Here is a 24479-nt window from a genome sequence, read left to right as displayed (position 1 = left end):
GGCGGCGTGGCGGTGACCTACAGCGTCGTCGGCAACCTGCTCACCGCCTCGGCTGGTGCGGTCGATGTGTTCACCTTCAGCCTCACGGCGGCCGGCGCCTACAGCTTCACGCTGCTCAAGCCGCTGGATCATGCAGCGGGCAATGACGAGAACGACATCACCCTCAACCTCGGTTCGCTGCTGCGGGCCACCGATGCCGACGGCGATACGGTGACGGCTGCAGCCGAGAAGTTGGTCATTACCGTTGACGACGACACGCCAACCGCGACCGGTGCCGCCGCAGCAGGCACTGTCGACGAGGACGGCCTGGCCGGCGGGATCGCCGGAGGCACCGGCGACGTGGTCGGCGCGGCGACCGTGGCCAGTGGCAGCGTGACCGGTATCTTCCAGTCCGGCGCCGATGCGCCACTGAGCTACGCTCTGTCCAGCAATACCAGCGGCCTTCCGCAGACGCTGACTTCGGGCGGCGTGGGGGTGACCTACAACGTCGTCGGCAACACGCTGACTGCTTCGGCCGGCGCGGTCGCCGTGTTCACCTTCAGCCTGACCGCAGCGGGCGCCTACAGCTTCACGCTGCTCAAGGCCCTGGACCATGCGGCGGGTAATGACGAGAACGACATCACCCTCAACCTGGGCTCACTGTTGCAGGCCACCGACAAGGACGGCGACACGGTGACGGCCGCCCCCGAGAAGCTGGTCATCACCGTCGACGACGACACGCCGACGCTCGCATTCGGCAACCTGATGGGGACCGGTACCATCCTTCCCCAATACGGGAACTGGAGCATGGCGGCGGGAGCCGACGGGCTGGGTGCAGCGGGTCTGGATATCTCGTTGGTCAATGGCCAGTTCACCCTTGTCAGGCCGGACAACACGACCACCACCGGGACCGGTACGCTCACCGAGCTATCGCCCTCACCGGATGCCAATGGCGCGTACCGCTTTGCAGGTAGCCTGACCGGCGATTTCGACAACAACGCGACAACGGCCAATACCACCATCGACTACACGTTGACTGCCTTCGCCAATGGCACCTACGCCTTGGATCTGGTGCAAGGCTTCAGTTCGACGATCGTCCTCAGCAGTGCCGACGGCTCACTCGATGCGGGTGGCCCCGACCCTGTCCGCACATTGCTGATTCCCAAGCAGGATCCGCCGACCATTCCTTCGCCATCCGAGGAGATCGTGTTCTTCGGCGTAAACGCGGGCACGACCGCAGCCCAGGTCCTGAGCGCCATCGTGCAGGGAGCGCCCGACCTCACAGAAGCGCAGATAGAGGCTGGCGGATTCTCGTTCCTCGGCACGGCGGACGTGAACGTCAGCACAGCCGGCATCGGCGTCGGCAACAACAACCTGGATGGAAACGGGACGGCCGGCATCAATAGCGGCGACGAGAGTTTCGTCATCAATCCCGAGACCTTGCTGACAGCCATGAAGGTGTTCATCGACAACACGCTGCAGGGTTACAACCCGGCCACCGAAGAGCTGTATTACCGGATCTTCTTCGAGGACGGCACGAGCTCGGCCCAGACGAAGGTTCTTGCCGCTGACCTGGTCTCCGAGGCAGGAAACCAGAAGTCCTTCCTCGTCCAATGGGATGGCGCGAAGATGATCGACGCTGTTCAGCTCACGATGGGCCTGGGCGTGATCAAGGTGCCGGTGATCCAGTTCATCAAGCAGGTCGAGAGCATGGCCAACGATATCCAGTTGGCATTCAACGCAACGCTGACGGACAGGGATGGGGACACGGCGACCAGTACGTTCGACGCCAATCTGTTTGCGAACGACCCGAACGACCCGCTCTTCGACTACAGGATGGCTGGCACGATTGGTGAGCAGGATGCCTTCAACGTGGATCTGTCGGCCACCGAGAACCTGTACCAGGTGAACGGATTCGATGCGGGGCCGGGCGTGCGAGACAAGCTGGTGCTCATTGGCGATGCGGGCGCCGTGGTCCAATCGATCGATAACACTGGTGCAAACAGCATCGTTACGATCGACGAGTCAGGCGCACAAAACACGACCATCACCGTGGTCGGGGTCGACCTGCTGAACACCGACATCATGTTCGGCAGCGCCTGACACATCGGCTGTATGAAAGGAAGCGGGGGTGGCATGAAAGCCACCCCCGTCTTTTTTGCAGATCCCCGCGCGAGCCCACCCGCCATCGCATGAGACCGCTGAAAGTGAACGACCTGACTCCCGCAAGGGAGCCAGGTCATTTTCATTTGGGAGGTCGGGTCGGAAGGATCAGTCCATTTCCACCCAGGTGGAATCCGGCGGCTCGCCACCGCTGGTGAGACCGTGTTTCAGCGCATACATCAGCAGGTCGACGCGATTGATGAGGTTCAGCTTGTGATAGATGCTGCTGAGGTGGTTATGCACCGTGTGCTCGCTGATGCCCAGCCGCGCGGCAATGCACATGTACTTGGCAGACGGGTCACCCACGATGGCGCGAATCAGCTCTCGTTCGCGCAGGGTCAGCTGAGAGTACCTCGCGCGTTCCGGATCGCCATTCACGCGCACCTGCCCGGCCGCGGAGTAGCCGGATAGTCCGCCGGCCCAGGCTCTGTCCAACCCGATGTCGCGGTGGTGGACCTTGATGATGGCGCGGATGATCGACTCCGTCGGATCCTCCGCCAGCACGACGCCACGAGCACCGGCGTCTATCGCCCGGCCAACGGGAACGGCCTCGTACAGTCCCTTGAGCAGCAGCACTTTCATGTCGTTGCTGCGGGTGAGTAACGAAATGACGTCCAGCGGGTCCAGTGCATCCGGGAAGAAGCTGAAGAAGATGACATTCGGGCGCAGCTGATCGGCACAATCCAGCGCGTGGGCATAGGTACTGACCTGGCCGCACACTTCCATCCGTGGTTTTCTGGCATTGATCAAGTCGTGGAGACCCATCAGGACGAGGGGACGACAATCGATCAGCATCACGCGTATCGGTTGAGTGCGGGATTGCATTTACATTTTTCGCCCCCTGACAGGTGAACTCGTCGTGCGGGGTCGCGCGGACGGATAGCCTTTGTTGTATAGGGGGGAAACGGGGCAGAGTGCCAGCAGCTTCAGACGTCACGTTGAGTTGCCGGGATAAGCGGCAATCGGCACCTCCTACCCGACGAACGGCTTATTTTCCACGAGAAGTTGGCACGCCGGCTCAGTTTCCACGCGGCGTCTGAACGCTCCCGCAGGGTGCCCCATGTGCACCGATACCGATGCCCGCTGATGAAATGAACGAAGCCGGACCTCAAGGTCAGTAGTCGGCAACGTAGGATGGGTTGAGCCTGCGATACCCATGCTGTTCGTTGGGGCCGATGGGTATCGCTTCGCTCCAGCGGAGCGCCGCCCGCCACATCCTACGAACGTCATCCTGATACTCGGGCAGCCTAATCGTCACAGGTAGATCAGATGACTCGTGACCACGTCCTCCGGGCGTGGTTTCCCAAGGCGACATAAACGAAGCCCCCGAAGACCGAACGATCTCCAGGGGCTTCGCCTTTTTGCGGTTTGGCCCGTATCAGGCCTCGAGGTCAGTGGACAGCGACAGCTCTTTCCAGGCCGCCACTTCACCTTCCACCAGGCTGTGCTTGTCGGTGATTCGCTGCACCGCGTCGCTGCCCAGGGCGAGGCGCTGCGGCGGATTGGCGGCGTTCACCAGTGTCAGAATGGCCCCGGCGAACTTGCTCGGGTCACCCGGCTGGGCATGGTTTGCACCCTCGGCGAAGCGACGCATGGCGCCCACGGTTTCGTCGTAATCCGCCAGCTCCAGGGCGGTTTTCACCAGGGATTGCTCATCCAGGAAGTCGGTGCGGAAGAAGCCCGGCTCAACCACCGTGACCTTCACGCCCAGCGGCGCCAGTTCCTGGTGCAGCGCTTCGCTGATGCCTTCCACAGCGAACTTGGTGGAGCCGTAAACACCCCAGCCGTAGTAGGACTGGTAGCCGCCCAGGGAGGAGATGTTGATGACGTGGCCGGAACGCTGGCGGCGCATATGCGGCAACACGGCACGGGTGACGTTGAGCAGGCCGAAGACGTTGGTGGCGTAGATGCGCTCCACTTCCTGCGCGCTGGTTTCCTCAACCGCACCGAGGATGCCGTAGCCGGCGTTGTTGAGCAGCACGTCGATGCGACCGAAGCGCTTGATGCCCTCGGCCACCGCCTCATGGGCCTCGCTTTCGCGGGTCACGTCCAGGCGCACGGCCAGCAGGTTGGGATGGTCGCCGAGGCGGGCAATGACGTCGTCCGGCTTGCGGGCGGTAGCGATGACCGCATCACCGGCCGCCAGGGCCTGTGCTGCGATGAGGGCGCCGAAACCACGGGAAGCTCCAGTAATCAACCAGGTACGCATAGCAACTCTCCTGTGTGGAACCCGCACCGCGCGGGCTTTCTGTTTGAGTTGCGTTCACTGTATGGCTGTCGGACTCTTGTGATAATCCCAATAAAATTGCATGAGCCTGTGAATCCAACTCATCAATCATTGATGACGATCTCCTTGTAGGAGCGAGCTTGCTCGCGAACATCCCGGGCGCCATCTTTCGCGAGCAAGCTCGCTCCTACGGAAGCTCTCGGGGAATCGCGGGCGCGTGGCATTGCTGGCAGGCGCGCACCGGGCCGGCGGCGTGGATGGCCTGCACCCGTTCCAGGTGGCAGCCACGGCAGAGCTGGTGGAAATCCTGTTCGATACGCACCGCCAATGCGGGCGACTTCTTGTGGCAGAACAGGCAGGTGCGGTCGCCGGACGGTGGCGCCGGCGAGCGGTCGGCGTAGTCGTGATGGCAGGTCAGGCAATTCACCTGGCCATGCACGCCGTGATCGAAGTTCAGCGGCAACAACGGGCGCTGCCGCACCAGTTCGGCATGCCCCTGGGCGAGGCCGTAGCCCAACAGTGCCAGGAGCCCGAGGCTGGCCAGCAGGTAGAGCCATCTCATAGCGGCAGGTCACTGTTGGCCAGCAGGGCGAAGCCCCCGGCCAGGCACAAGGCGAATACCAGCAGGCCGGCGCAGAGGCGGCTGGCGAGCACCGCCGTGTTGAGCCGCCTGCGCCCTTCGGCTGGCGCCAGGGGCTTACGCGGGAGCAGCGGCCATATCAGCGCAGCAACGGTCAGCACACCCCAGAGCACCGACTTCCAGCGCGCGCCGGTGTAGAAATCGACTTCGATCACGTGCACTGCCAACAGCACCAGCAGCACGGTGCTGATCCCGTAGTGCCAGCGACGAAAACGCAGGTGATGACGCCACAGGCGTTGGCGTATGGCGGGCAGGCTGATGGGCACCAGCACCAGCAGCAACAGGGCCGCAAGCGTGCCGGACAGCATGGGCAAGGAAGCCGAGGGCAGCAGGTATTCCACCACCAGCGGTTCGTTCACCAGCAGCAGGCCAACGTGTAGGAGCAGCAGGGCCAGCGCCGCGTATCCCAGGTCGCGGTGCAGGACCATGAAGAACTTGCCGTCGAAGTACGGCCGCGACATCGGCCGACCGCTGTAGACGAACAACAGCAGGAGGATCACTCCGCCGAGCAGGCCGGCGGCGTTGGCGAAGTCCCAGAGGGGCGCGAGACCGGGCATGGCGTCGACCAGCAACACCAGTACGAAGGGCAGCGCACTGAGGATGGCCAGGCGCAATGTCAGCGCGACCATGCACTCCTCCTTGGGCATCCACCCGGCACAAGACGCTGAATTCAACCCGGAGGATTCTCTCAGCCACCGGCAGGCGTGGCCATCGCCTGCCTGCCAGTCTCGTTGTTGTGGATGCCAAGGTGCCCGGCACGCGCCGGGCAGGTGCGTTACTTGAGCAGCCCCTCGTCCCGCAGGGCTTGCTGCACGGCGGGCTGCTCCAGCCATTGCCGTTGCAGGCGGGCGACATTGGTCAGGCCGTCGAAAGGTGCACCCAACCGCGTCAGCCAGGTGGCGAAGACACCGAGGTAGATGTCCGCCAGGGTGAAGCGATCACCCACCAGCCAGAGACGGCCTTCCAGATGCCGCTCGATGTGCTCGAACGCCTTCAGCAACTGCACCCGCGCCTGCTCACGGATGCCGGGGTGCGCGGCCTCGTCGGCGGAGTAGCGCTCCGGGCGGTTCAGCGGGCGGAACGATGCCGTGTGAACCTCGGCCGCGAGGTAACCAAGCCAGCCCTGGATCTGCCCGCGTTCGGCGCCGCCGGCCGGAGCGAACAGCGAAGTACCCGGAACCTGGTCGGCCAGGAACGGCAGGATGGCGCTGTTCTCGGTCAGCACGGTGCCGCCATCCAGTTGCAGGGCCGGCACGCGGCCCAGCGGGTTGATCGCGTGAATGGGCGAATCCGCGACACGCAGCGCGACCTTCTCGATCTGGACCGGCAGCCCCAGTTCGCGCACGGCGATGTGGGAGGCCAGCGAGCAGGCGCCAGGGGCGATGAACAATGTGGTCATGGTCGATTTCTCCTCAGAAGGGCCGGCTGCCGGCCAGGCTGATGCGTTTCAGACGGCGCCGCTGGGTCGCCGGGAAGCCGTTGCGGGCATGCAGAGTAGCCTGGTTGTCCCAGTACACGATGTCGCCCACTTCCCAGCGGTGGGTGTAGGAGAAGCGCGGGTCCTTGAGGTGCTCGCGCAAGCGGTTGATGAGTTCGATGCCTTTGTCCGGGGCATAGCCGGGGATTTCCACTTCCGTGTGCACGCCGAGGTAGAGCAGGCGCTTGCCGCTCTCCGGATGGGTGCGCACCAGCGGGTGCTCGGTGCCCTGGATGGGCTCGATGTCCGGCGTGCGGTAGGTGATGCCGAGGTTGTAGCCGTCACGCAGCCGCACGAAGGGGTTGTAGTTGATCAGCTTGAGGCCATCGATCTCGCGGCGCGTGTCTTCGTCCAGCGCGTTGTAGGCCAGGGCCAGGTTGGTCCAGGTGGTTTCACCGCCCGCCTCCGGTACTTCCAGCGCGTAGAGCAGGGAGCCGGCCGAGGGAGTGGGCGTCCAGTGGTGGTCGCTGTGGGCCGGCAGGGCGATGTTGCTCAGCTCGCCGTCCTCGGCGTTGGCCACCTTGACGATGTCCGGCGCCCTGCCGTCTGTGCCCGAAGACAGCACGAGGTAATCCGGATGGGGCTGGAACACCGAGCCGAACCAGGAGGTGAAACGCAGGTACTGCGCATCGTCCAGCTCCTGGCCCTTGAAGATCAGGATGTGGTGGTCGCGCAGCGCCTGCTTGAGGGCGAGGATCTGCGCCGGGGTCAGGTCGCGACGGCCATCCAGGCCACGGACCTCGGCACCCAGCGGCGCAGCGAGGGGTTCGATGCGCAGCCCGTCGAGGGGCTGGCGCAAGGCGGTGACGACAGTGCTCATGGGGTTCTCCTTGGTCGCTGGTCAGAAGTCGTAACGGAGGGACACGCCGGCTGTGCGCGGCTGGCCCACGGAAGCGGTGTAGGCGCCGTTGCTGAAGGCGAAGGCGGTCAGGTAGTAGTCCTTGTCGAAGGCGTTGCGCACCCAGAGCGAGGTGTCCAGCAGACCGTCACCGAGGTCGGCACGGATGCCGGCGGCGAAGTTGGCCAGGCCGTAGCCGTCGATCTTGGAAAGCTCGGAGTTGTCCAGGGTGCCTTCGGCCTCGGAACGGTAGGAGTAGCTGGCGTTGACGTAGGGGCGCAGGCCGCTGCCGGTCTGCCAGGTGTATTCGCCGTTGACGTTGCCGATCCAGCGCGAGGCGCCCACCACCCGGTCGCCGGTGAGGTCGCACTTGGCGGTGGGGGTCACGGTGTTGATCTCGCCGGGGCACGGCGCGTCCTTGAAGCTCAGGTAGGTAACGTCATTGAACGAACCGTTGGCGTTCAGGGTGAGGCCACGCAGCGGTCGCCAGCTGGACTCGAACTCCACGCCACGGGAACGCACGCTGCCGGCGTTGGCCAGTACCGATACGGGGGTCAGCGACGAGGCAGTGGTGGTCAGGGTGGTGGCCTGGTAGCCGTGGATGCCGGTCCAGAAGATGTTCGCGTTGAACAGCAGGCGGCCGTCGTCGAGGGTGCTCTTGAAGCCCAGTTCGGCGTCGTTGGCACGCTCGGGGCCGACAATCAGGGAATCGCTCCCCAGCCCCGCCACCGGCGCCACCAGGTTCACGCCGCCGGACTTCTCGCCGTGGGCCAGGCTGGCGTAACCGAGCAGTCCATCGCTGACCTTGTAGCTGAGGCTGAGCAGCCCGGACGGCGCGGCGTTGTGCAGGCCGAAGTCGCCGGTATCCAGCGCCCCCAGCTGCGCCTGCCGCGCTGCCGCCAGAGCGCCTGTCAGGGGCGCGCCGCCCTCCGGGGCGAAGCGGTGCAAGCGTGCCTGCTTCTCTTCGTAGGTGCCGCGCAGGCCGAAGGTGAAGTCCAGGCGGTCGGTGATGTGCCAGTTGCCCTGGCCGAACAGGGCGAAGCTGTCGGTTTCGATCTTGCCGTTGGTCTGGCTGGAGACGTTGTTCAGGAGGTTGCGGTTCACCCCGGTGAGGTACAGGTCGGCGAAGGGGCCGTATTGTGTGCGCGTGTTGTTGCCGAGGTTCTGGTTGAACAGGTACGCGCCCAGCACATAGTCGAAGGCGCCGCCGGTGGGCGAGGCCAGGCGGAATTCCTGGGAGAACTGCCGGTCGTGGACTTCGACGCCGCTGTCGATGATCGCCGAGACGTCGGTGAGGTCGGCATCGTTGTGCGGCACGAAGTGCCAGTAGCGGTAGCCGCTGATGGAGGTGAAGGTGTAGCCGCTGTCCAGGTTCCAGTTGGCCTCGATCGACGAGCCGCCCTGCCAGACGTTCACCGATTGCACGGAGTCGATGTTGACCTCGCGCTTCTTCACGTCCAGCTGCGGGTTGGCGCCAATCAGTGCGGCACGTTGGCGGAAGCGGTCCGACACGCCATACAGCGCCCACACGCCGTTGGTGGAATCCTCCTGGTTGTAGTCGGTGATCCAGCGCAGGCTGAAATCTTCGTTCGGTTCGAACAGCAACTGCCCGCGCGCACCCTCGCGCTCGCCGCCGACGAAGGTGCGGCTGTCATGCTGGTTGTCGATGTAGCCGTCTTCGCGGGTGCGGTAGAACGACAGGCGCCCGGCGACGGACTCGGTCAGTGCCCCGGAAACCGATCCCTTGCCCTGGAAGTAGCCGCGTTCGCCGCCGGACAGCTGCAGGCTGCGCTCCGGGGTGAAGGTGGGCTTGCGGGTGCTGATGTTGATCACCCCCGCGGTGGTGTTCTTGCCGAAGAGGGTCCCTTGCGGTCCGCGCAGCAGTTCCAGCTGCTCCACGTCGAGCAGGTCGAACACCGCCATGCCCGGTCGGCCGAGGTAGATGTTGTCCAGATAGATGCCGGCGCTGCCTTCCAGGCCATCGCTCGCCGGGTTGTTGCCGATGCCGCGCACCGCGACGCTGGACTGGCGCGCATGGATATAGGCGACGTTGACGCTCGGCAGCACCTGCTGCAGATCCTGCACCTTGTAGACCTTCTGTGCCTCGAGGTTGTCGCCGCTCAAGGTGGTGATGGGCGTCGGCACCTCTTGCACGTCTTCCTCGCGACGGCGGGCGGTGACGGTGACCTTCTCCAGCGCCGTGTCTTCCTTGGCGGTGGGTTTGGCGGCGGAGTCTTCAGCATGGGCCGGCGCCACCAGGCCACCGAGGGCGAGCAGCAGGGTCAGGGCGTATTCGGGAGTCGTCAGGCGTTGCAGGGCCAGCGGCCTGGCGATACGGGCGAGAGAGCGGTATGGCATGTGCGTGCTTCCTGTACAAAGGCCCGGGCAAACGGGGGCCGCATCGCGCAGTCGGCGCGACCTTGGAATGAGTCATGGTGGTTCCGGGAGACCCGCGCCGTGGGCGCGGCAGGCGGTCAGCGACAGCGATGCCCGGTCATGAGCGGGACAGGTGGTGCGGCGGCTCTGTTCATGGTCTCCCCCGAAGGCTGCAAGGTCATATTCTTATTCCTATTAAATATATTTAGTTAATTTAAAAGGTCGTTACGGAATAAGAGACTGCATTTAAAACCAGGCCATGAGCGGGAACAAATGCCTTGTTCCTATATTTTCGATGCCGGGAGTGCATGGGGGGGTTTGGGAGGCCTTCGGCCTCCTTCGCGAATGAATTCGCTCCTACAGGGAATGTGCCGAAGCGGGGGTAGTGCGTAGGGTGGATGACGCTTTTTTCATCCACCACCACCGTGCGCGCCCAGACGCCAAAGGTGGAAATGAAGAGCGATTTCCACCCTACGGGGCCGCTGCGCGGCCCTTGGCGAATGAATTCGCCCCTACAGGGATGCAGCGGCGGGACGCCCGCACAGACAGCCCCCTCTCCCTTCAGGGAGAGGGTTGGGGAGAGGGGCTTTTGTAGGTTGGGCAGAGCGCAGCGAAGCCCAACGAGGTCGGCCGCCGCTCCTACAGTCAGCCAGCCAATCAGCGCGAAAGGTGGCTGGAAAACTGGCCGATAGCGCTGACGACGCGTTGCGCGCCGTCCTGGATTTCGACGATGGCGCTCCCCGCTTGACCGGACAGTTGCAGGCCCAGCTCGGCCTGCTCGCGGCCACGGTCGATCATGGCGACGGCGCGTTCGGCCAGTTGCTGGTTCTGTTCCACCACCTTGGAGATTTCCACCGTCGCCGAGCTGGTGCGCGAGGCCAGTTGGCGGACCTCGTCGGCCACCACGGCGAAGCCCCGTCCCTGCTCGCCGGCACGGGCCGCTTCGATGGCCGCATTGAGGGCCAGCAGGTTGGTCTGGTCGGCGATGCCGCTGATGCTTTTGACGATGGCGCCGATGACCTGCGACTGCTGGTCCAGCGCCTCGATGCCCTGCACCGCTTCCTGCATGCGGGTGGCCAGCTCACGCATCACCTCCACCGTCTGCTGCACCACGGCGGCGCCGCGCTGGGCGCTGTCGTCGGTCCCCTTGGAGGTCTCGAAGGCGATGCTGGCAGCCTCTGCCACCGCCGCCTCACGGTTGACCTGCTCGGTGATCACGGTGGCGAACTTGACCACTTTGTAGAGGCGGTCGTGGGCGTCGATGATCGGGTTGTAGGAAGCCTCCAGCCAGACGATGCGGCCATATTTGTCGATGCGTTTGAAGCGGTCGGCGATGAATTCGCCGCGACGCAGCTTGTCCCAGAACGCCTGGTATTGAGGTGAGTTGTATTCCTCCGGCTCGCAGAACATGCGGTGATGCTTGCCGCGAATCTGTTCCAGGCTGTAGCCCATGCCGTCGAGGAAACGGTCGTTGGCCGTCAGCACCTCTCCCTTGAGGTTGAACTCAATCACCGCCGTCGAACGCTGCAGGGCGTTGATCAGGTTCTCGTGCTCGCGAGAGGTCTCGATGGTGCGCGTGAGGTTGCTGGCGTAGAGGGAAAAGCGCTGAAGCTGGCCGGTGCTGTCGCGCAGCGGTTGCAGGATGCAACGCAGCCAAGCCTCTTCGCCGTCGCCGCGCAGCAGGCGCACTACCCCCGCCAGGTGCTCGCCACGGTCCAGCGCGGTCTTCACCTTCAGTTGAAAGTCGAGGCCGCGTACGTGTTCGGGGATCATCTCCAGCAGGTTTTTGCCCAGCAACTGGTCGGCGCGGTAGAGCATCTCGCTCTCGAAGTTGCGGTTGACCGATTCGATGCGGCCACGTGCGTCGAGGTAGAGCGCCAGCATTTCTTCATCGAGGCTGTCGCGTACCTGCTGGATGGAAGACAGCTCTTCGCGCAGGCTGAGCAGTTCCTGTTTCAAACGGGAGTTGAACATGTCGGGGCTCGGGGAGGTGATTACGCAGGGAGGTATTTCCTGCATCGGCTGCGCGGGCGGCTTCTTTAGGCTCGGGGCATCCCCTGGCGACCGCCGGGAGAGTGGCTGCGAAATGCGTCGGGAGAAAGGCGGCCTGGTCGGCTTGCAAAGGATCGCTGGCGCGCGATGAAGATGGGTGACATCCGTGTCTGATCGCATTCTGCCATCAGCCAATCAGGCGGCGCTACAGCTAAAACAATTCTCGTTACCCATGGTGGGAGTGACGGAAGGTTTCCGCGTCGTCGAGGGTGGTGTCAAAGAGCGGATCGTCCGGATCGCGCTCCAGGACGAGGTCGACGTAATCCGGGTCGACCAGCCAGCGCGGAAAGTCCGCCAAGGCCTTGCTATCACGTCTATGCGTGTCGGTATTGCGGTCGCTGCTCATGCTGAACCCCTTCAAAACCAATGGCTCATGTTTATTGGAGCGGCGTGTACGCCGCTTCGTTTCTGCCATTCATCCGCTGCCTCAGTGCTCGCCTGGCCCGTCGCCGCCGTCGACGAACAGGTGCTTGCGATCATCCTTGGCGCCGGCGCCAATCAGCATCTGCGCCTGGTCCTCGCTGATCACCGCATTGCCATCCACACAACGGATCACCGACGCGCGCAGGTCCTCATCGGTATTGACCACTATCTGGTGGATCGGCAGCTCGATCAGCCTGCCATTGAGTTCCAGGGTGCAGAGGTCGCGGTCCAGGTCGATGCTGACGCTCATGTCGGTGTCCTCGGGAACGGGGCATATGCCGGTAGAAGCGCGAGGAAGCGACGAAGTTCAGGGAATCTGATCGGAGGCCTGGGCGCTCGCAGCACCCCGGATATGAAGGCGCCAGCCCTTGCGGGGCTGGCGCCTGGAATAAGAAAGCGGGGCCGGTGTGAGGGCACCGAACCCCGGTGGACGATGCGGCGATGCGAGCAGGATCGCAGCCCGGCCACAAGGATCTCCTCCTCCCGTACTGGCGAGAGGGAGTGCTAGGGAACAGTGACGCCCGTGGGCGTCGGGGCCTGATGGCGGATCAGTGACGACGATCCGGCCGGATCAGGCCCAGTTTTTCGATTCGGTAGCGCAGCATGTCCCGCGTCAGGCCCAGTAGGCGGGCCGACTTGGTGACATTCCAGTCGGTCTTGTCGAGCATGCGGATGACCATTTCCCGCTCGGCCTCGGGCTCGGCGCCATGACCGTCGCCATTGCCGTTGCCATGGGTGCGGTAATGGGCCGTGGTGTCCTCCACCAGGCTCGGGCAGATATGCAATTGCGCGGCGGTGATCAGGTTCCCCTGGGCCAGCAGCACGGTCTGCTCCAGCATGTTGCGCAGCTCGCGCACGTTGCCCGGCCAGCTGTAGCTCTGCAGCACATGTTCAGCCTCAGCGGAGAACTGCAGGCCGGGCTTGCCGTAGCGCTTGCCGTGCTGCCTGAGGAAATGCCGTGCCAGCAGCAGGACATCCCCCTCGCGCACATACAGCCGCGGCACGCGAACGGAGATGATGCGCAGGCGGAAGAACAGGTCGCGGCGGAACTTGCCCTGCTGGACCATCTGTTCGAGGTTGCAGTTGGTGGCGCTGATGATGCGCAGGTTGACCTTGCGTTCCTTCACCGAACCGATGCGGCGGATGGTGCGGTCTTCCAGCAACTTGAGCAGCTTGGCCTGGAGCACCAGGTCCATCTCGCCGACTTCGTCGAGGAACAAGGTTCCGCCATCGGCCGCTTCCACCAGGCCCAGGCGACGGTCCTTGGCATCGGTGAAGGCGCCCTTCTCGTGGCCGAACAGCTCGGCCTCCAGCAGGTGCGCGGGAATCGAGGCGCAGTTGAACTCGACGAAGGGGCCTTTGCTGCGCGCGCCGTCGAAATGCAGGGCGCGGGCGATCAGTTCCTTGCCGGTCCCGGTCTCGCCTTCGATCAGCACCGCAGGCAGCTCGGCGTCGGCCATACGGCTCTCGGCATCCAGCAACTGGCGCACCATGGATTTGACTTCCATCATCGCCGGCGACTCGCCGATCAGCGCCGTCAGGCCGGCATCCTGCGCCGCGCGGCTCTGGTAGAAGTCCAGCTTGTGTTCCAGGCGCTGGGCGTCCAGGGCCTTATCCAGCAGCAGCTTGAGCTCGGCCAGCGCCACCGGTTTGGTCAGGTAGTGAAAGGCCCCGGCCTTCATCGCCTGCACGGCGTCTTCGATGTTGCCGTAGCCGGTCATCATGATCGGCTTGATCTGCGGCGCGCGGTTGCTCACCTCGCGAATCAGTTCATGCCCGCTCATGCCCGGCAGCGAGTTATCGGTGAGCAGGACATCGGGCACCTGGTCCCGCAGCAGCTCCAGCGCCTCTTCGGCCGAATGGCACACCAGGGCCTCGAAGTTCTTGCGCTCCAGGTAGGTCTGGATGTTGCCGGCCAGCAGTTCGTCGTCTTCGACTATCAGTACGCTGTGTTCCATTACATCCGCCCCCCAGCGACCTTGAAGTTCAGGCAGATGCGGGTGCCTTCGCGCTCACGGCTGGTCAGGCTGACCTTGCCGCCGAAGCGCTCCATGATCCGCTTGACCATCACCAGGCCCACGCCCAGGCCGCCCTGTTTGGTCGTGTAGTAGGGCTTGAAGGCCATGGTTTCCTGTTTGCGCGTCATGCCCTGGCCGGTATCGGTGATGGCCAGCAGCAGGCGCTTGCCGGTGCTGTCGGGCTTGACCTCGATACGCAGCAGGCCGCCGTTGGGCATGGCTTCGATGGCGTTGGCGAACAGGCTGTTGAGCACCTGCGCCAACAGCACCTTGTGGCTGACCACCGCCGGCGCCGCTTCGGCATGGAACTCCACCCGCACGCCGGAATGGCGGATCTGCTGGTCGAAGCCGTGCAACGCCTCGCTGATCACCGCCACCGGCTCCACCGCCTCGGAGTCGCCAGACAGCGGCCGCGCCGAGATCAGCAGTTCGCGCACCCACTTCGACATGCGATCCACCTGGCTGATGATGTCCGCGACGTTCTTGCGCACCGGCGGGTCCACCAGTTCCTGCGCCAGCTCGGCGCTGGAGCGGATCGCCGCCAGCGGATTGCGCAGGCTGTGGGCCACAGCGGACGACATCTCGCCCAGGGCGACGAAGGTTTCATTGGCGATCAGCTGGCTCTGCTGCTGCGCCAGCAGGCCCGAGGCGCGACGCACGATCCAGAACAGGCCGACGTAGATCAGCCCGCCGCCGATGGCCGTGGCCAGCCAGATCAGCACGAAGCCGCGCTGGATGCGCTGCACCAGGTCGCGAGGTTCCTTGTAGATCTCCACCACCGTGACCACGTTGCCCTGGTCGTCCAGTAGCGGGATGTAGTTCTCGATGAACAGGGTGCGCGGGGCACGCAGGAACTTCTGCTCGGCGCGCCCACCCGAGACCTCGTCGTAACTGGCAGCAACCTGCGCGGGCGAGGAGAACGCCTCTTCCAGTTCGTCGTGTCCGCTCATGTCCTTGCCCACCAGCGCCGGGTTGGTGGACCAGACGATCACCCGGTCGGCGCCGTAGATATTGGCCAGCAGCGCGTCGGGCAACATGGAAATGTGATCGAGGAACTCACTGCGGGCCCGCTGCCGCGCTTCCAGCATGTGCTGCGGATGGTGACCATCCTGGCGGGGGTCCAGCAGCTCGCCCATGGTCATGCTCGCCGGCAGTGCCACATGGTGGGCTTCAGCCGCGGCGATGGACTGGATGAACTGCGAGCTGAGCATCGCGTCACGCTCGATGCTCTCGGTCACCACGAAGCGCGTGGAGATGATCCCCAGGCCAATGGCCACGCTGGCGATCACCACCAGGCTGACCAGCGAGAACCAGCGCAGCAGGTTGAATTGCTGCGGGGGCGGCGAATCACCGGTCTTGCCGATCGCATACCTATCCCAGATCACCGACAGAGCGCTCATGGAAGCCTTCCTATGCGTTGCGTGATGGGTTCGGCCCGTCGTGCCAACCGGGCGGCCTTGGACGCTTGTACCGGTGCATAAACCAGGCCGGTTTTACCCATCGCGGCTGAAAGGCCCGCCCCAAGCGGCTTCCCCAGGTTTAACCCAGCCATTCCCCGGCTTTTCCCCACTCCCCCACCACCCCCAAATTCACCCAGTTGTGGGGAGCCTCCCCCACCTCGGCGACCTGCTCGGCGGATTTTTCTGTAACGGCCGTGAGCCAGTTACGGCGCGGCTTTGCGAGGTGATTTCGAAACACTGGCACGGTCGTTGCGGAGGGCCGATCAGCCAGCCTGTGACGACGCGATTCCGCAGGGAGGCGCCCACATTGCAAGAGGAGACGCTCATGCAACGCACATTCTCCAAGGCCACCACCTCGTTCCTCCTGATCGTCGCGGCAGACCAGGTTCCCGCTGCCCTGTTCGACGTGGACCCCGGCCCCTACAACCCCGACCTCGGTTCCTTCGCTGCCTGGTATCAGGACACTCACGGACGCACCCTCGACCTCTGCCTGTCGAAGACATTGAGCTCGCGGGCTCCCGGCGCACCAGGAGCACCCGGCTACATGTGCTCGCTACTGCCCGAGCCGGGCGTGTACGACGACAACGAGCCCCTGGTCTTCCCCACCAACTTCCCGCCGGAAGCCTTCTGGTTCACCGCCGACGCTGCCATCGCCGACGCCGCCAGCGGTATCGACCTCGACTGGGGGGCGGCGATAGAAGCGGCCTTCGCGGTGGAAACCCCGGCTGAAGGCGACCAGATCAGCTTCGCCCGCATCCGCATCCGGGTGGATGTCCCCACCATCGGTACCTACACCATCACCCACCCCTATGGCGTGGAAGTCTTCGAAGTGACCGCCGCCGAGTTCGGCACCGATGGTGGCCGGGCGATCAACATGACCCGCGACATCGGCATAGGCGCGCCGAAGACCTACACCGGTGCCCTGGGCGGCGACATCGGCCCGTTCCTGCGCAGCGTCAACGGCCCCTACATCGAGGTGAATCCCGAGACCAGCGCGACCGAGCGCTTCATCGGCGACCCCAACCTCACCGAAGCGGTCACCGGCAGCCCGTTCAACACCAACTACGTGCGCATCCAGGGTCCCGGCGGCATCGACCTGCGCACCAACCTGTTCTCCGTGTCCGGCAAGCTCTCCGATGTGGTCCGCCCGACCCCGGTGATCGTCCAGCGCTCAACCTACTCGCGCAGTGCCGGTGAAGCCGGAGCCAGCGCCCAGCAGGACGTCTTCGTGATGGCACCGCCGCCCCCCGGAACTGCCGACTACGAAGACACCACCGGCGGCGCCGTGCCCATGACCGAAGCCAATGCCACCGGCAACTGGTACGGCCAGTCCACCGGCACGCCGACCCCGAAGGCCGACATCACGATCAACGCCGACAACAGCGCGGCCCTTCTGGAAAACACGCCGACCACCCTGACTGCCCCACTGGTCGATCTCGTTCGGATCGTGCGAGCCGAATACAACCTGAACGGCGGCGTGCTGACCGTGGTAGCCAGCAGCAGCGACGAAACGTCGCTGCCGACGCTGACCGCCACAACCAGTAGCGGTGCTCCCATCGGCACGCTCAGCGGGGACGGCGCGACCAAGACACTCAGCACCAATCTCAGCCCCACCCCGCCGGCCAAGGTGATCGTCACCTCGGACAATGGCGGCAGCGATACCGAAGAAGTGGTCATTCTTCCCTAAGCGAACCCAGAGCCGAGCGCTCAAGCGCCAGGAGGCAACATGAATAAGTGGCCCTGCCTGCTTCTCACCACCCTGGGTCTCGCCGTCGAAGGCATCGACACAGCCCAGGCCGCCCTCGAGGCGGTTCACCTAGGCCCATATACCGCATCCACCGGCTATTTCCCGCAGTGGTACCAGGACAGCGACGGCCTGAGCCTGGAACTCTGCCAGTCCAGGGCGCAAAGCACCCGGGCACCCGGCAGCTACATGTGCACCCTGCTGCCGGAGCCAGGCCAGTTCGATGACCTGCAGCCGATGGTCTTCCCCAACAACTGGCCCAGCGAGCTGTTCTGGTTCATGGCCGAGACCGACATCCCGGTGGTGGGCAACTACGGCCTAGAGGTGTACACCGCCGCCATCGAAGCCGCCTTCGCCCTGGAAGTACCCCGCGTCGGCGACCAGCAGAGCTTCGCGCGTATCCGTATCCGCGCCACCATCCCCACGCCGGGCCGATACACCATCACCCACCCCTACGGCGTGGAGGTCATCGATGTGACCGCCGCCGACATCGCCGACCGGGGTGGCCGGCGCGCCATCAACATGACCCGCGACATCGGCATCGGTGCGCCGGGCGTGTTCACCGGCGCCCTCACCGGCAACGTCGGACCCTTCCTCACCCGCGTGGGTGGGCCGGTCGAGGCAACCAACCCGGACACCAATGAAGTGGAACGCTTCGTAGGTGACCCGAACATCGCCGAAGCGGTAACCGGCAGCCCCTTCGATACCAACTTCGTCGAAATCTCCGGCCCAGCGGGCACCATCCGCTCGGAAACATTCCTGGTGTCCGGCAAGATCTTCGACTCTCGCGCCGCCACCCCGGTGGAAATCGAGCGGGCCAGCTACCGGCGTACCAGCCAGGGCACGCGCCTGGAAGTCTTCGCCAATGGTTCGCAAGACGCCGAGTTCTGCTACCGGGAAACCCTGGAGCTGGTCCAGGGCGGCACCAAGCCGGCCTGCCTGGCGGACATGGTGAACGACGGCAGCGGCTACTTCTTCGCCCACAACCCGGCACCTGGCGTGCTGCCGCCTTTCGTCGTGGTCACCGCCACCGACCCGGCCGACCTCACCAAACCCACTTCGCTTTCCAAGGAAGTCACGGACGTGGTGAAAGTCAGCACCGCTCGTTACAACTGGGCCGACCATTCGCTGACCATCGAAGCCAGCTCCAGCGATGAGGTGCAGATTCCCGACCTCGCCGCCCAGGGCTTCGGCCGCCTGACCAAGGCTGGCGTCCTGCAGTCCCTGCGGGTCACCGACCTGGCCCAGCCGCCGGCTGTAGTCACCGTGAAATCTGCCGCTGGCGGTGCCGACACCGAGCCCGTAGTAGTCGTCGGCAGTGCCCCGGCCGAAGAGCCGAACCAGCCGCCGGTGGCGCTGAACGACAGCACCAGCACCAGCTTCGGCGTACCGGTGACCATCAGCGTGCTGACCAACGACAGTGATACCGACGGCGACGTGCCGCTGAGCATCACCAGCCTGAACCAGCCCGCCCCCGGCTTCGGCACCGTGGCCATGAGCGGCAGCGCCAGCGTCGTCTACACCCCACCGCCGGTGGTCAACAGCCCGCTCACCGCCACCTTCACCTACCGCGCCCAGGATTTACGCGGGATGGAGTCGGCGCCGGCGACCGTCACCGTCACCGTCAGTCCCAACCAGCCACCTGTGGCCATCGCCGATACCGGCGCGACCCTCGGCGTACCGCTGACCCTGAACGTGCTGACCAACGACAGCGATCCGGAAGGCAACGCGCCGCTGACCGTGGTCAACCTCACCCAGCCGGCCCGGGGCACAGCGAGCACCAACGGCACCACCATCACCTACAGCCCGCCGGCCAATGTCACCGCCGCCTTCACGGCCACCTTCGCTTACCAGGTCCAGGACGCCTTCGGCGCCCTCTCCGCCCCAGTGAGCGTGAACGTGCAGGTATCGCCGCAACCGGCCGCCGCGGAGAACTTCACCGTCGCCACCAACGAGTTCACCCTGCGCTCCAACAACCGGGTGACCTGGGCCCTGGACGGCACCAGCTCGGTCACGGTCGGCAACAGCGTGCGGGTCCAGGTGACCACCACTACCGGCCTGCTGGACCTGGGCTCGGTCGTGGTGCCGGCAAGCGGACGCTGGCGGATGTCGGTGACCACCACTGGCGCGGTTCCGACCGCAGCCCCGACGGCCACCATCACCACCTCGCAGGGCACGGTACGCACCGTCACCCTGGTTCCCCGCTAGGAGCCTGACCATGAACACCGCCGTCCTGTCGCGCACCGTCCTCCTCCTGGCCCTCGGGCTCGGAAGCGGCGTGCTACAGGCGGCGGACCTGATGGAGAACTTCGACCTGGCCGGTGGCAACACCGACCTCGCCAGCCCGCAAGGCGCACCACTGGACCAACAGGCCCTGGTGCGTCAGCTGGGCGAAGCGAACGTCGCGCTGCTCACGCAGAACGGCCAGTCGCTGCTGGGACAGATCATTCAGAACGGCAGCGACCAGGAGGCCTACATCCTCCAGGAAGGTGCGCAGAACCTGGCGTCCATCTCCCAGCAGGGCACGGGAAACCAGGCGTTCATCTCCCAGAGCGGCACCAACAACCGCGCCGGCATCGACCAGGTCGGTGCCGACAACAGCGCATCCATCGTGCAGTCCGGGGACGGACTGAACAGCAGCGTTACCCAGTATGGAAACGGCCTCAGCGTGCAGGTGATCCAGCACTGAAGGCGAACTCACGATCCAACGACTCGCGGGGACCGTCCCCAGGAGGCAACACCATGTTCCAGTACAAACCGCTTGCCGCAGCAATCCTGGCCCTGGTCAGCATCCAGGCCTTCGCCGATGACAGCCAATCGACCCAGACCCAGAGCGGCCTGGAAAACGTCGCAGAAGTCCTGCAGTCCGCCGCGCCGTCCAGCACCGCCACGCAGGACCAGACCGGCGATGACAACAACGCCTTCGCCGACCAGTCAGGCGGCACCGGCACGGTCTCCCAGACCCAGAATGGCGAGTACAACGCCTCCACCGCCGTGCAGAACACGGAAACCGACAGCCAGGTCACCCACCTCCAGGGCGGTGAATGGAACATTGCCCACAGCGAGCAGTGGTTCAACGAGAACAGCCAGGCGAACGTGACCCAGAATGGCAACGAGAACGACGCGTTCAGCTTCCAGGACAGCCAGATCGGCAGCACGGTCAACATTACCCAGGTCGACCAGCAGAACATCGCCGACGCCGAGCAGGCATTCGGCACCGGCAACATCACCACCATCAACCAGAGCGGCACCCACAACCAGGCCGGCACCTGGCAGACGGACCAGATCGGCAGCCGCATCGAGGTCCAGCAGTCCGGCAGCGACAACGAGGGCTACGTCGACCAGACCGGTCCCGGCAGCGATAACCAGGCGGTGATTTTCCAGAGCGGCGACACCGGTTACGCCGAAATCTGGCAGACCGAACAGGAAAGCAGTGTGGCCACCATCGACCAGGGCGGCGGCGAACTCAACGAAGTGATCGTCGACCAGAGCTACGGCTCCGGCAACGTCGCCACCATGACCCAGACCGGCAACGCCAACGCTGCCTGGGCCGACCAGTTCGAATCCACCGACTCTACCAGCACCATCACCCAGACCGGCGACAGCAACCTCAGCCTGACCTACCAGAACGGCGTGAGCCTCAGCCTGACCATCGACCAGAACGGCAACGACAACAACGTCTATGCCAGCAACTGGCAAGGCGCCCAGGAAGGCGGCCAGTTCGGCGCAGACCAGACCGTGGCACTGACCCAGAGCGGCAACGGCAACACCGCCAACTTCACCCAGGAAGGCAACTTCAACGAGCTGTACTTCGACCAGACCGGCGACGACAACACCCTGGTGGTCGCTCAGAGCGAAGGCGGCAACGTGGCGGAAGGCTCCAGCGAAGGCATCGGCAACAACGTGGAAATCGACCAGTCCGGCAGCGACAACCTGAGCCAGGTGTTCCAGAGCGCAGGTGGCGGCAACAGCGCCATCATCAGCCAGGCCGATATGAACAACATTTCCGTCGTCACCCAGGTGGGCTGGGACAACCAGGCCTCTGTCACCCAGAGCAACTTCAACCAGAACTCCGTCATCGACCAGAACGGCACCGGCAACAGCGCCACCGTCGTCCAGCAGTAATCCCCCGATACCGCCGCCCCTCCGTGGGCGGCGGTCTTTTTCCAATGCTCCTCGCCGCCCTGCTGGCCAGCGCCAGCCTCCAGCTTTCCTCCGATGGCACCGGCCAGGCCGAAGTGCGCCTGTGCTTCGACAACCCCACGCCGGCCATCCGCTACGAACTCCAGGTCATTGCCCAAGGCCCGGCCGGCCGCAGCCAGTCCCGCCAGAGCGGCCTCGCCGACCGCCCCTGCCCCGTGCAAAACCGCCTCAGCCTGCCCGCCGAGACGCGGGTGAAAGCCCGGCTCAGGTGGTGGATGGACGGGGTGGAGCAGGAAGAGCGGGTGGAGTGGGTGCAGTTGTAGAAGGCAATCCCGCCGGGCTTCTCCTTGTGGGGGCGAATTCATTCGCGAAGCAGGACACCGTCCTGCCCAACAGACTTCCAGCCAGCCTGATGCTTCCCTCTCCCCCGGCCCCTCTCCCAGAGGGCGAGGGGTGACTCGCGCCTGCACCGCCCTGCCCACACGAGCGCTACACCTTGTGGGAGCGATTTCAATCGCGAAGCAGGACGCAGTCCTACCCACCAGACTTCCTGCCAGCCCGATGCTGCCCTCCCCCCGGCCCCCGCCCTGCGCCCCGGCCTGACTACGAACCCTGTAGGGGCGAATTCATTCGCCAAGCAGGACGCAGTCCTGCCCAACAGACTCCCAGTTGTTCTCGCACTTCCCCCGCCCTAACGCGGCCCGCCCCTGCCGCGACAGATTGGTCTGCTGTCGAATCTGAAGTTCCAAGCCCCGAACTCCCAACAGCGAAAATCAGACCATTCCCATAGCGCGTTAAGCCCGCATCACGCCGCCAGGGCATCACGCCTGTGCAAGCCTCGCTCCTCAACCATGGAGCCTCACAGGAAGCACAGCGCAATGGACAGGTTGGTCAAACGGTCGATCTTCGACCCCGTCAACGAGGACCAGGTGGAGGATCCTTTCTTCGCCGTCTCCAAAGTCGATCGGGCATTGGACGAGCCCTGGCAACTACCCGGGCTCGAGCGACTGCTCAGCGAATGCGGCATCGATCCCAACGACAGACAGGAGGAATACTGTCGGAACCGGATTCTCGAGCACGTTCGCAGCGGCGACTGGCTGCTGATCAGCCGGCGTCCATTCAAGCCCCTGAGCGGAAAACGGCCCTCCTTGGCCGACGACCTGGCCTGGTTTGGCGCGCCGGTTTCCGCCCCGCCCGCTCCCGCTGAGCCCAAGCTACCGCCCGACTGGAAGCCCTTCACGCATACCCCCAAGGCCAAACTTCGCATCGCCTTACGCATCGGCGTGTTCTTCGACGGCACCTACAACAATGCCGCCAACGCCGCCCTGGGCCTACTCTGCGGCGCCCAGCACGCCATCACCGAGGACGACCTGGACGCCAGCTGCAAGCCCTATATGCGCGACCCGGAGAGCAGCTATGGCAATGGCGTGACCAATATCAGGCTGCTCCATGACCTGTATCCCGAAACCCAGAAGCTGCCGGCCACAGCCAAACAGGGCTATCGACGTATCTATGTCGAGGGCAGCGGCACCCGCGTGGGTGAGGAGGACAGTCTGTTCGGCGCAGGCACTGGGCGTGGCGCCACTGGTGTGGCGGGAAAGGTGCAGCAGGCCTTTAAGGATATCCGAAGGGTTTGCTACGACTTCATCGACGAAAACACCGACTATGAAATTGAGTCGCTGACCTTCGATATCTTCGGTTTCAGCCGAGGCGCAGCAGCGGCCCGGCACTTCGCCAACCAGATCGCCAAGGGCCGCAATGGCCCCCTGGGCATGCTGCTCCCCGATACCAGCGGCACCTTCAGCCACGACCTGAGCGGCCGCTACGGGCAAGGAGTGCAGGTGGCCGTTATCGGCCTGTTCGACACCGTGGCCTCCACCGCTGGCCTTGCCAACCTGGGCAATGTGCGCAGTGCCAGTACCCCAGGCCTGCAACTCTACCTGGCACCTGCCCATTTCCCGACAGTGGTGCACCTGGTGGCGCGGGACGAATACCGCGCCAACTTCGCCCTCAACAGCACCGAGCCCGAGCACCGCGAAATCGTTCTGCCTGGCGTCCATGCCGACCTTGGGGGCGGTTACCTGGCCGAAGCAGAGGAAACCCTGCTGGTCAGCCCCATGCAGGCGCTGGACGTCCCCTTGCACACCGATGTGCGCAGCACCTCCATCCACCGCGATGCCGAGCGGGCCCGGGACGCCTGGCTGGCCAAAGGCTGGCCAGCCCACATGCTGACCATCGTTACCCCCGAGGCGCGGCCGCTGCCACTCGATCCGACTGACCGCCTGGCCCCTCCACGCAAACGCGTCTATGCCGCCCTGCAACTGAAGCGCTCCGTGCGGGGCGAACTGTCGCGGGTCTACCTGCGGCTGATGCATCAATTGGCCCGGCAAAAGGGCGTGAACTTCGACGATATCCCTGACCGCTCCGACACCCAATTGCCACTTGAACTCCAGCCGCTCTGCAACCGATTCATGGGAGACGACTACAGCACCACCCCCGCCGAAGAGCAGTTGTTGCGACTGCACTACATCCACTGCTCGGCCCACTGGAACCCGCCTGTAAGCCTGCAGGGCCGGACCCCACGCACGGGGGTCGCCCTGACCTTCATCAATGCCCCCACCGCCGATGGCCGGCGCGTGCGTCACCCCCATGCCTAGCACAGGAGCCTGATTCGATGCGCCATTTTCTTCTGATAGGCCTGCTGCTGGTCAGCGGCTGCCAGGCCATGGACCCGCTTTCCGGCGCTCATGACGATCACAACCCCTGGTGGAGCCTGGGTTTCGCTCATCCGGCCTATATGAAGGTCTGGGTCGAGGACAGTGCAGTCGTCGATATCCGCGGTCGGTTGTTCCGGAATACCGGCGGCGGCATTGCTGCTGGCGATGAGCCGGAGGATGGCACCGAAGCCGCCCGCGGCTGGCGGGGCGGCGCCGGCCCCA

The 24479-nt window shown here is 64.7% G+C and carries 18 protein-coding genes and 3 pseudogenes; 8 read left to right on the top strand and 13 right to left on the bottom strand.

All coding sequences use genetic code 11. The features are described from left to right. Positions 1-2082: T1SS-143 repeat domain-containing protein (locus tag DM872_RS24915; RefSeq protein ID WP_179061915.1), on the top strand; the 2082-nt coding region annotated here is incomplete at its 5' end. A gap of 168 nt (positions 2083-2250) precedes the next feature. On the opposite strand, the gene DM872_RS24910 is transcribed toward DM872_RS24915, so the two are convergent. From DM872_RS24910 to DM872_RS24855, 13 genes and pseudogenes are all read right to left on the bottom strand, one after another. After that, positions 2251-2967, bottom strand: a complete 717-nt coding sequence (locus tag DM872_RS24910; RefSeq protein WP_179061914.1) for a response regulator transcription factor — start codon at positions 2965-2967, stop codon at positions 2251-2253. Positions 2968-3520: 553 nt separating this feature from the next. After that, positions 3521-4351, bottom strand: coding sequence for an oxidoreductase (locus DM872_RS24905; RefSeq protein ID WP_179061913.1), 831 nt, complete (start codon positions 4349-4351; stop codon positions 3521-3523). Positions 4352-4556: 205 nt separating this feature from the next. After that, positions 4557-4931 (bottom strand): cytochrome c3 family protein, encoded by a 375-nt coding sequence (locus tag DM872_RS24900; protein WP_179061912.1) that lies wholly within the window; start codon positions 4929-4931, stop codon positions 4557-4559. Then, complete coding sequence (locus tag DM872_RS24895; RefSeq protein ID WP_179061911.1) at positions 4928-5638, bottom strand: ferric reductase-like transmembrane domain-containing protein; 711 nt, start codon at positions 5636-5638, stop codon at positions 4928-4930. Before DM872_RS24895 ends, DM872_RS24900 begins: the two co-directional genes overlap by 4 nt. A 146-nt stretch (positions 5639-5784) precedes the next feature. After that, on the bottom strand, positions 5785-6408 hold the full coding sequence (locus DM872_RS24890; RefSeq protein ID WP_179061910.1) for a glutathione S-transferase C-terminal domain-containing protein: 624 nt from the start codon (positions 6406-6408) through the stop codon (positions 5785-5787). A 13-nt stretch (positions 6409-6421) separates the two neighbouring features. Beyond that, positions 6422-7306 (bottom strand): TauD/TfdA dioxygenase family protein, encoded by an 885-nt coding sequence (locus DM872_RS24885; RefSeq protein WP_179061909.1) that lies wholly within the window; start codon positions 7304-7306, stop codon positions 6422-6424. A 21-nt stretch (positions 7307-7327) separates the two neighbouring features. Beyond that, positions 7328-9682, bottom strand: a complete 2355-nt coding sequence (locus tag DM872_RS24880; protein WP_179061908.1) for a TonB-dependent receptor — start codon at positions 9680-9682, stop codon at positions 7328-7330. 675 nt (positions 9683-10357) lie between these two features. Then, positions 10358-10786 (bottom strand): annotated as a pseudogene (locus tag DM872_RS30985) (methyl-accepting chemotaxis protein); the annotation flags it as partial. A gap of 159 nt (positions 10787-10945) precedes the next feature. After that, positions 10946-11584: pseudogene (locus DM872_RS30980) on the bottom strand (PAS domain-containing protein); the annotation flags it as partial. Positions 11585-11918: 334 nt separating this feature from the next. Then, complete coding sequence (locus DM872_RS24870) at positions 11919-12098, bottom strand: hypothetical protein (RefSeq protein ID WP_077527360.1); 180 nt, start codon at positions 12096-12098, stop codon at positions 11919-11921. Between the two features lie 81 nt (positions 12099-12179). Continuing rightward, on the bottom strand, positions 12180-12425 hold the full coding sequence (locus tag DM872_RS24865; RefSeq protein ID WP_179061906.1) for a DUF3203 family protein: 246 nt from the start codon (positions 12423-12425) through the stop codon (positions 12180-12182). 298 nt (positions 12426-12723) lie between these two features. Then, complete coding sequence (locus DM872_RS24860) at positions 12724-14133, bottom strand: sigma-54-dependent transcriptional regulator (RefSeq protein WP_179061905.1); 1410 nt, start codon at positions 14131-14133, stop codon at positions 12724-12726. Further along, a complete protein-coding gene (locus DM872_RS24855; RefSeq protein WP_179061904.1) occupies positions 14133-15593 on the bottom strand; it encodes a sensor histidine kinase in 1461 nt (486 codons plus the stop codon). Before DM872_RS24855 ends, DM872_RS24860 begins: the two co-directional genes overlap by 1 nt. A gap of 385 nt (positions 15594-15978) precedes the next feature. On the opposite strand from DM872_RS24855, the gene DM872_RS24850 reads away from it, so the two are divergent. From DM872_RS24850 to DM872_RS24820, 7 genes and pseudogenes are all read left to right on the top strand, one after another. Beyond that, positions 15979-17340 carry a hypothetical protein gene (locus DM872_RS24850; protein WP_179061903.1) on the top strand — a complete coding sequence of 454 codons (1362 nt, stop codon included), beginning with the start codon at positions 15979-15981 and terminating at the stop codon, positions 17338-17340. Between the two features lie 39 nt (positions 17341-17379). Then, entirely contained in the window at positions 17380-19605 is a 2226-nt protein-coding gene (locus tag DM872_RS24845) for an Ig-like domain-containing protein (protein ID WP_179061902.1), read from the top strand. A gap of 10 nt (positions 19606-19615) precedes the next feature. Beyond that, positions 19616-20086, top strand: a complete 471-nt coding sequence (locus DM872_RS24840) for a curlin (protein ID WP_179061901.1) — start codon at positions 19616-19618, stop codon at positions 20084-20086. 53 nt (positions 20087-20139) lie between these two features. Continuing rightward, positions 20140-21522 (top strand): curlin, encoded by a 1383-nt coding sequence (locus DM872_RS24835; protein WP_179061900.1) that lies wholly within the window; start codon positions 20140-20142, stop codon positions 21520-21522. A 44-nt stretch (positions 21523-21566) separates the two neighbouring features. Continuing rightward, a complete protein-coding gene (locus tag DM872_RS24830) occupies positions 21567-21863 on the top strand; it encodes a hypothetical protein (RefSeq protein ID WP_179061899.1) in 297 nt (98 codons plus the stop codon). A gap of 555 nt (positions 21864-22418) precedes the next feature. Next, positions 22419-24197 carry a phospholipase effector Tle1 domain-containing protein gene (locus DM872_RS24825; protein WP_179059740.1) on the top strand — a complete coding sequence of 593 codons (1779 nt, stop codon included), beginning with the start codon at positions 22419-22421 and terminating at the stop codon, positions 24195-24197. A gap of 17 nt (positions 24198-24214) precedes the next feature. Next, positions 24215-24479 (top strand): annotated as a pseudogene (locus DM872_RS24820) (DUF2931 family protein); the annotation flags it as partial.

It is taken from the genome of Pseudomonas taiwanensis, assembly GCF_013393345.1.
GTDB lineage: Bacteria > Pseudomonadota > Gammaproteobacteria > Pseudomonadales > Pseudomonadaceae > Metapseudomonas > Metapseudomonas resinovorans_C.
This window is presented reverse-complemented; position numbering and strand designations above follow the sequence as displayed.

Excerpts from the sequence above, each read along its gene's own strand:
- DM872_RS24910 (WP_179061914.1), bottom strand. The coding sequence starts at position 2,967 with ATGCAATCCCGCACTCAACCGATACGCGTGATGCTGATCGATTGTCGT.
- DM872_RS24905 (WP_179061913.1), bottom strand. The coding sequence starts at position 4,351 with ATGCGTACCTGGTTGATTACTGGAGCTTCCCGTGGTTTCGGCGCCCTC.
- DM872_RS24900 (WP_179061912.1), bottom strand. The coding sequence starts at position 4,931 with ATGAGATGGCTCTACCTGCTGGCCAGCCTCGGGCTCCTGGCACTGTTG.
- DM872_RS24895 (WP_179061911.1), bottom strand. The coding sequence starts at position 5,638 with ATGGTCGCGCTGACATTGCGCCTGGCCATCCTCAGTGCGCTGCCCTTC.
- DM872_RS24890 (WP_179061910.1), bottom strand. The coding sequence starts at position 6,408 with ATGACCACATTGTTCATCGCCCCTGGCGCCTGCTCGCTGGCCTCCCAC.
- DM872_RS24885 (WP_179061909.1), bottom strand. The coding sequence starts at position 7,306 with ATGAGCACTGTCGTCACCGCCTTGCGCCAGCCCCTCGACGGGCTGCGC.
- DM872_RS24880 (WP_179061908.1), bottom strand. The coding sequence starts at position 9,682 with ATGCCATACCGCTCTCTCGCCCGTATCGCCAGGCCGCTGGCCCTGCAA.
- DM872_RS24870 (WP_077527360.1), bottom strand. The coding sequence starts at position 12,098 with ATGAGCAGCGACCGCAATACCGACACGCATAGACGTGATAGCAAGGCC.
- DM872_RS24865 (WP_179061906.1), bottom strand. The coding sequence starts at position 12,425 with ATGAGCGTCAGCATCGACCTGGACCGCGACCTCTGCACCCTGGAACTC.
- DM872_RS24860 (WP_179061905.1), bottom strand. The coding sequence starts at position 14,133 with ATGGAACACAGCGTACTGATAGTCGAAGACGACGAACTGCTGGCCGGC.
- DM872_RS24855 (WP_179061904.1), bottom strand. The coding sequence starts at position 15,593 with ATGAGCGCTCTGTCGGTGATCTGGGATAGGTATGCGATCGGCAAGACC.
- DM872_RS24850 (WP_179061903.1), top strand. The coding sequence starts at position 15,979 with ATGCAACGCACATTCTCCAAGGCCACCACCTCGTTCCTCCTGATCGTC.
- DM872_RS24845 (WP_179061902.1), top strand. The coding sequence starts at position 17,380 with ATGAATAAGTGGCCCTGCCTGCTTCTCACCACCCTGGGTCTCGCCGTC.
- DM872_RS24840 (WP_179061901.1), top strand. The coding sequence starts at position 19,616 with ATGAACACCGCCGTCCTGTCGCGCACCGTCCTCCTCCTGGCCCTCGGG.
- DM872_RS24835 (WP_179061900.1), top strand. The coding sequence starts at position 20,140 with ATGTTCCAGTACAAACCGCTTGCCGCAGCAATCCTGGCCCTGGTCAGC.
- DM872_RS24830 (WP_179061899.1), top strand. The coding sequence starts at position 21,567 with ATGCTCCTCGCCGCCCTGCTGGCCAGCGCCAGCCTCCAGCTTTCCTCC.
- DM872_RS24825 (WP_179059740.1), top strand. The coding sequence starts at position 22,419 with ATGGACAGGTTGGTCAAACGGTCGATCTTCGACCCCGTCAACGAGGAC.